Here is a 218-nt window from a genome sequence, read left to right on the forward strand (position 1 = left end):
CCATCTGCGTCGAGACAAGTCGTAGCACAATCAAAGAAGGAATGCTCCTTGCTCTACCAATTGAGCTAAACCGGCAATTAAAATGGTGGAGGATGACGGGATCGAACCGCCGACCCCCTGCTTGTAAGGCAGGTGCTCTCCCAGCTGAGCTAATCCTCCATTTTTAGCAAAAACTTCTTCCGAAAATTCCATAACAAATCCCCCACTCAGGGGGTAGT

The 218-nt window shown here is 49.1% G+C and carries 1 tRNA gene; it reads right to left on the reverse strand.

Going from position 1 to position 218, the window contains the following annotated elements:
• Positions 1–83: 83 nt before the first annotated feature.
• Positions 84–159: transfer RNA gene (locus WD019_RS21865), tRNA-Val, on the reverse strand.
• Positions 160–218: the final 59 nt, after the last annotated feature.

The sequence above is a fragment of the Fictibacillus sp. Mic-4 genome (assembly GCF_049843615.1).
GTDB classification, from domain to species: domain Bacteria; phylum Bacillota; class Bacilli; order Bacillales; family Fictibacillaceae; genus Fictibacillus_A; species Fictibacillus_A gelatini.